The 6,109-nt window shown below is 56.7% G+C and carries 5 protein-coding genes; all 5 read right to left on the bottom strand.

The features are described from left to right. Positions 1 to 159: 159 nt before the first annotated feature. Entirely contained in the window at positions 160 to 927 is a 768-nt protein-coding gene (locus JUJ53_RS13905) for a DUF928 domain-containing protein (RefSeq protein WP_204152638.1), read from the bottom strand. 62 nt (positions 928 to 989) lie between these two features. Next, entirely contained in the window at positions 990 to 3,332 is a 2,343-nt protein-coding gene (locus tag JUJ53_RS13900) for a CHASE2 domain-containing protein (protein ID WP_204152637.1), read from the bottom strand. Between the two features lie 14 nt (positions 3,333 to 3,346). Further along, positions 3,347 to 4,477 (bottom strand): DUF1822 family protein, encoded by a 1,131-nt coding sequence (locus tag JUJ53_RS13895; protein ID WP_204152636.1) that lies wholly within the window; start codon positions 4,475 to 4,477, stop codon positions 3,347 to 3,349. After that, entirely contained in the window at positions 4,474 to 5,901 is a 1,428-nt protein-coding gene (locus JUJ53_RS13890; RefSeq protein WP_204152635.1) for a hypothetical protein, read from the bottom strand. The genes JUJ53_RS13895 and JUJ53_RS13890 overlap by 4 nt, the downstream gene beginning before the upstream one ends. Next, a partial coding sequence (locus JUJ53_RS13885) for a CHAT domain-containing protein (RefSeq protein WP_239125052.1) occupies positions 5,898 to 6,109 on the bottom strand: 212 nt, incomplete at its 5' end. The genes JUJ53_RS13890 and JUJ53_RS13885, both read right to left, overlap by 4 nt.

Below are 6,109 nucleotides of genomic sequence, written 5' to 3'. Positions count from 1 at the left end.
GCTTCTCACTAGGTTCCAGCCCTTTTACTCTATTCTATCTACCGCCAGAGTCATTGAAGAGCGTTATATCAAGTCGGGTTGAATGCACATGATGAGGGCTAAGGGGGGGCTATCCAACAAGGGGATAATCTGGATTTATGTCAGGGATACCCAGATCGCTTAGGTTCTCTCCTGCTCTGGCAAGCCGCAAAGGGACGTGATGGTGTCAGATATCGCCTGCTCCAGTTCTTCCGATGGTTCTGACTGGCTGAGCAGAATTGTCCACATCTCCGCCCACAATCCTCGCTGCCCAAAGAAAGCCGATCGCTGGAGCACGGCAGCTTCCCCCACCATCCCTTGGGCGATCTGGTTTTGTTCCTGTCGAGCCAAGTCAGCCGCAAGGCGATCGCTTTCCTCGGTTGTCATCACCCGGATCCGTTCCACGTACGGGAGGGGGGCTCCCAGGTCGGTTTGTCCTGGTATGGCTTGATACATCTGCCACTCATAGGTAACACCAGCTTCTAGGGGATGCTCAGGGGTAAATTGATAGATCGATAGGTCAGTATTGAGTTTATGCTGGTCAGCAGAAATATCGTAGATTAGGGGTGGATGGCGATGATCGGTGGGCGTGAGTTGCACTTGGGTGATGATGTCGTTGGGGCTATACCAGGTTAAGGTAGGGCGATCGCTCCCTACTACTGCAGCATCTGACTGGCTCACAGGAGCAATCCAACATAGGTTATTGATATTGAGAGGACGAGAGCCACCGTTGTTGGGCGGTTCTGGAGGTTCTTGGGTGAAAAGGTTGAGGAGGTTGCGCCATCCTAGGCGTGGGGGAGACAGGTCAGATTCAGGACTGCTAGCCTGAGCGGCGACGCTTAGAAAGAGGCTGATGGTGGTTCCCAGCAAGCTGGTCAGCAGGTAGGATAAAAAGCGAGGGTAAAACATGGTGTTCTCTGAGTATAGGTTGTAATTAGTGGCATCCCTAGGTTAGGGATAGTGAAAAACGCTTAGGTGCGAGAGGTGGGTCGCAGGGCGATCAGCCAAACGACAAGACTAGGGGTGAGGATCGGGAGAGCGATCGCTGCACTGGACGCATACAGCGCCAGGCTGGCGAAGCTGTATAGGAACGTACCTCCGCTGAGGTGCAGCAGGGCAGAACGACGATCGGTGGGGAGGATCAACCTCACCCCTTTGCCAACGACGGCGGCTAGGATCATCATCCAAACATCAGGAATAGGAATCACCATACGATGGTTTAGATATTGATACAGCAGGTAAGCATGGTATTCCCCTCCGGTGAGGATACGCTGTTCTCCCCGATGCCAGTAGCGATAGGCGGCGGGGGCGAGAAAGTTATCTTCGTTCTCTCGCTCAATGCCGGCAGCAGCGTAGTTGGGAACAATCATCAGGATCTGGGCAGCACCAGGGGAAGGAAAGACTGTGTCTAAGGCCCGTTGGGACGATAGGGTATCGTAGACCTGATCGGGCGGTAGGGAATAGTCAATAATCGGATGCAGCCACATTTGACCCAATCCATAGCTGAATCGGGTCAACCAACTAGCTCGAAAGCGTGGAGACTGGGGTAGGTCAGTCGGCAGGGTGCAAGGGGGTGCGTCACAGTGATGGTGTAGGGCTGCTAGCAGATAAGAAAGCGGCCAGGGTTCTTGGCTCAGCAGTTCGGCATAGAGGGTGCCCCGGGTGGTCATGCTACCGCTGATGCTCCAATCTGGATGGCGCAGACTATCTTGGGCATAGCGCCACTGACGGGTATTTTGTTCGCGGCTGGCTCCTAGGACCAAGAAGCTACCCTGCTGGGCGGCAGCGGCGAAGGATTGGGCCAGGAGCGGATCATCGTCATCCCGCAGGTCAAGTAGGTAATCGATGCCAATGACGGGGGTGCCAGCGGCCTGGTCTACTAATTGGGCCAGATAGTCGCGGGGGATAGGACGGAAGCGTTTTTGGTCGCGCAGGGCAGCTTCGTCAATTTGCAGCAAGAGGGTGGGTGGATCTGGCGGCGTTGGTTGCCAGGGTAAATCTTGGTAAAAAGCCTGTAGCAAAACCCGCCGTTCGATCAACCACTTTTGTACCGGTAGTTGCCAGGTAAGAATTAGTAAAATCAAAAGGGCGATCGCTTCCCATCGATTGGGCGTCAGGGCCGCTAGCCATTCCCGCCAGCCGGTGGGCGGAATGCGGAAGAGTTGGGTGTGGGGATAGCGAAATAGGGACGGCACTAGGTCAGCAGCCGGGTAGGTTAACGCCTTCTGGATTTTGAGTGCATGGCAAGCATCCTGGAGGCATTCCTGCACGTCTTTATGTTGAGCTAGGGCCTGGGCAAAGCGCACAATGAACGCTTCGGCAACGCTGTTGTGGATCGGTTCTCGCATGATCACCACTTGGCTCAAGCCTAGGTCGATCAAGGATTCCGCTAGGTTTAATCCATTGCAGGAGTTAAATAAGGCAAACTGTAGGCCATGCTGCTTGGCGATCGCTAGGGGAGCTTTCATTTCAGCAATCCGCAGGTAGCCATGGGGCGCAATGCCCAATTCACCGCCCATGCTGGTTTTTTCATTGCTGTGCCCTGCAAAAAACAGAGCATCCCAGCCCTTGCTATCCATCAAGGCTGTTTGGATAACCTCTTTGACCTGAGTAACTGATTTACCCGGTTCCCAGCCGATAAACACCACCTCAGCTAAGGTACGCAGGGCAGCTATCGCCTCCTTCTCTCGCTGAAAGTTTAGGCCACGGTCATCCCCCAGGATCATCAAGATCCGTGGACGGCGGCGCTTGGGGGCGATCGCTGGCATGGCAGATTGGATGGTAAAAGGGGCGCGGGCTAGGCGTAGGTGGGCAGCAATGCCGCTGTCTGCTCCTAGTTCCCAGGTTTCCCAGGGTAAGCGGGCTAGATCGAGGGGATGGCAGGTGATCAGCAGATCGACGATCGCATTCTGCTTCTCGGCAGTATGGGCGGCTTTCAGCACTTCTTGGCGAATGGTGTACAGGGCAGGGCTATGGAGCCAGCGGTGTAGTTCGAGCTGCAGCCGTTGTTGAAGGTCTGCCAGGTCTGCCTGCCAATCGGTGGCGGTGGAAGTGCCGGCCCCTTTGGTAATCAGGCGGCCGCGCAGGGCATCATCGGGCAACGGTTGCTCCGGTTCATTCTGCAGGTCACTTTTGGGTAAGCTGCGGTAAAAGTTAAGATAGGCGCGCTGCCAATCCCAGTATAGGCGCATCAGGTCTGGCGGCATCGGCTGCTGAGCATGGAGGCGTTGCCCGCCCCCCCAGGTGAGCTGAAAGGTACAGGTCGCATCCACCTGCTGAACGGTGAGTTGGAAAAGGAGGGGGAAATCACGCATGGGATAGAGTTAGTTCACGGCATGAACGCGATGGGAGGTAAGGAAAGATGAATACCGCTGGGCGATCGCACGCTAATCAAAAACTGCTCCTGCTGCACGCCGGCCACCTGGGCATAGAGGAAGGTGCTGCTGGCGTCCTGCAGAGTGGTTTCGGTGAGCAGGCTTTGGTCATCATGGATGTGCAGACAGGTGCCGAGGGGCATGAGGGAGTCGGGCTGAGGGCTGAGGATCACCAAGAGGTTCCAGTCTGAGTCGTCACTGGCGCTGGGCAGATCCCAGAGGACGACGTAGAGCCGTAGGGAGGCGTCATCAACGCGGAAGTCGTAGGCAGCGGAACGGGCAGTGGTGGGAATGGTGACGTCGCGATGGCGGGTAAGGTCGCTGAGGATGCCATCCAGTTGCTCGATGGGCGATCGCAGGGAACGCAGAGCGGGACTGTAGGAAAAGGAGGGGAGTAAGATCCAGGCAAGATCCTGGGCCACCTGATCCAGTTGGTCGCGGAACCACTGGGCGGCATTGATGGCAGGACGGGCGCGGGCGGCGGCTAGGTCTGGCGTGGCAGCTAGATCCGGGGTGGCCGCCGGGGCGATCGCTCCCAGGGTGCCAAAATCAGTTTGCAGCAGCAACCGATCGGGGTCTAGGTCAAACCAGTCTACGGGCAAGCTGTAGATATCGTGGACGTTCGGCTCTAGGCCTGCCGTTTGGATAGCCTGCATCAGGGCAGTTCGGGGCAGAAAGCCGCGCACCTGCACCTGGTCGATCTCGTCTAACACCTCGACGAGAACATACAGCGATGCGGACGTCGTTTCTACCCAACGTCTAGGTAGCTCCACCGTGCCATCCTCTAGGCAAGCGATCGCTACCAGTTGGGCGATCGCCTCTCCTATCTGTAGAGTAGGTGGATAAGACGGCAGGGTTGCCGGATCCCAGGCTGGGATAGCTAAGCGCGGCGATCGCCTTTGCAGCCATTCCCTGACGCCAATCCAGGCCAGGAGGTGTAGGTAGGTGCCCCAATCATCCGAGGGGTTTACAGCTTGGCTGCGGGTGGCAGCCCAAGCGATCGCTTCATCACTAAGGGCGATCGCGTCGGGATGCAGAAACCGTTCGCCTAATCGGTCATCATAGTCCAGGGTAAGGTATGTCATAAAGGGGCGCTCCTACGGGTAAGATAATGGCAAAGACGTTGGCTCAGCAGACTGCGAGAGGTTCCATAGGCATTAAACGATTCGGTCTCTGCTTCGCCGATGATTCGCTCCAGCTCTGCATCCAGAGCCGCATCTAGGACATGGTCTAAGGTCTGATCCATGGTCGATACTTCTACATAGTCCTGGGCCAATTGGCCTATGCGGTGGCGTAGGCGATGCTGTAGTTCTCGACGAATATCTGCCCGCAGGGCTTTGAGATTGAGCAGACGAGTGACTTGATATTGGGCGGTTAGACCCAGGTGGGGAGCGATCGCCCCCATGGATTCTTTGCGACAAACAGAGCGGTGCAGCCCCTCCAGAAATTCTGCTGCTTTCGGCGGTTTACGACGCTGGTTGAAAGACGCTACTCGATGGGTAAGGGTGAGGGCGATCGCCGCATCCATGGCTTCCACCAAAGCCTGACGGTAGTCTTGGAGAAACTGCTGCTGATCGGATTGGGCATCGTCAGCATCCCCAGGGCTCTGGGCCGTCTCTGCGAGCTGGTAGTAGTCAGGATTATCGAGGGACAGAGTGGGAGGATGGCGCGATCGCCGCATCAGTTGGGCCCAGGCCGTCAACTGGGTGAGGATCCCATCCGCTGTGATCTGCTGCACCTGCCACCCATCGGCCTTGCCCAGCCAGGTTTGTTGGATCTGCTGCACCATTCGTTCGAGCTGCTCGGGGCTCGGCGGGGAACAGCGGCGACGGCTGGCGACAGAAGCCTGGGTGCGTGATACTAAGCGATCGCGTCGGTAGACGTCATGGTAGCTTTGCAAGATAGCAGTGTCCCGCTGCAGGCTGGCCGCACTCGCCTGCCCATTGTCCGTCAATAACTGGTGTAGCTTGGTTTCACTCAGGCTATTCAACAAATTCCAATCGCTGTCCAGATAAATACCGTGCTCCCGCAGATAATGGTTAAGATTACCATCCGACATCACCACCCGCTTTGTCCAGGTATTCAGTTGCGCCTTATCCGGGTCAAAGGTACGCAAGACTTTGCCGGAGGGCGTCGGATCGTCCGCAAGAGAAGGAGTAGTGGGACGTTGATGTAAGGGATCCGTATCCATCAGCACCAGGGCCAGCAGATCTTCCAAACAGGTCAGGCCAGCAGCGGCACTAAAGCGACTAAACAGGTCTCGACAGGTGCGATCGATTTCGTAGGAAATATAGCAGCGCAAGCAGCCTTCTGCCAAAACAGACACCATCTCCTCAGCCGTCTGCATCAGCGTTTGCAACTGGCGCTGCACAACAGCATCACTCGGCACAGCATCCGCCCCCAGACATTGGGTCTCCAGACAGTGGCGGCAAGGCGGCAACTCCTCCACCCGCCGCTGACCCTGCATGGTTAGACGCAGCAGTTGCCAATAGCGCTCCGGTGCTTTCATTCCCCTCCCTCCATAGCGCGCCAATTGCCCGACGCGATAAATCCAGCCCAATAATAAGGATGACCGTAAGCCCCTGTCGATTGCAACTCTCGCTGAATATCCCGCAGCGCCTCACTGCGTCCAGCTCCGTCCATCAACCGTTCATAGTACCCCTGCATCAGGTCACTCGTGCCAAAATCGTCTACCTTCCACAGGCTCATCAGTTGAC

The sequence above is a fragment of the Leptolyngbya sp. CCY15150 genome (assembly GCF_016888135.1).
In the GTDB taxonomy this organism is placed as follows: Bacteria; Cyanobacteriota; Cyanobacteriia; order RECH01; family RECH01; genus RECH01.
Note: the sequence above shows the minus strand (reverse complement) of the source record. Positions and strands in the feature narration are given on the sequence as shown.

Excerpts from the sequence above, each read along its gene's own strand:
- JUJ53_RS13905 (WP_204152638.1), bottom strand. The coding sequence starts at position 927 with ATGTTTTACCCTCGCTTTTTATCCTACCTGCTGACCAGCTTGCTGGGA.
- JUJ53_RS13900 (WP_204152637.1), bottom strand. The coding sequence starts at position 3,332 with ATGCGTGATTTCCCCCTCCTTTTCCAACTCACCGTTCAGCAGGTGGAT.
- JUJ53_RS13895 (WP_204152636.1), bottom strand. The coding sequence starts at position 4,477 with ATGACATACCTTACCCTGGACTATGATGACCGATTAGGCGAACGGTTT.
- JUJ53_RS13890 (WP_204152635.1), bottom strand. The coding sequence starts at position 5,901 with ATGAAAGCACCGGAGCGCTATTGGCAACTGCTGCGTCTAACCATGCAG.